The organism is Kocuria oxytropis, from assembly GCF_040981195.1.
In the GTDB taxonomy this organism is placed as follows: Bacteria; Actinomycetota; Actinomycetes; order Actinomycetales; family Micrococcaceae; genus Kocuria; species Kocuria oxytropis.
Map to the genome: position 1 here is coordinate 1 of NZ_JAVFXA010000097.1, position 554 is coordinate 554.

Below are 554 nucleotides of genomic sequence, written 5' to 3' on the forward strand. Positions count from 1 at the left end.
ACGGGTACTACGGGGACTTCGCATCCCTGCACGCCCTGGAGAAGACCATGCACACGGCGTACTTCCACAACGGGACGTACTCCACGTTCCGTGGCCGCTCGCACGGCCGCGAGATCGATCCTGCCGAGCAGCGGCCGTGGCAGTTCGTGACGTTCCTGCAGAACCACGACCAGGTGGGCAACCGCGCGGCCGGGGACCGGATGAACCACGGCATGAGTGTGGACCGGGCGATCGCGGCCGCCACGTGGCTGCTCACCCAGCCCTACACGCCCATGCTGTTCATGGGCGAGGAGTTCGGGGCCAGCACGCCGTGGCAGTTCTTCACGGCCCACCCCGAACCCGAACTGGGGGAGGCCGTGGCCACGGGCCGCAAGGCGGAATTCGCCGCGATGGCCTGGGATCACGCGACCGTCCCGGATCCCCAGGACCCGCAGACGTTCGAACGTTCCAAGCTCGACTGGGGCGAGGTGCACGAAGGTGAGCACCAGCGCATCCTGGACGCCTACCGGGAGCTGATCGCGCTGCGCCACGACACCCCGGAGCTCACCGATCAG

General features: G+C 68.2%; 1 pseudogene. It reads left to right on the top strand.

Going from position 1 to position 554, the window contains the following annotated elements:
* Positions 1-554: pseudogene (locus tag QYM41_RS17760) on the top strand (malto-oligosyltrehalose trehalohydrolase); the annotation flags it as partial.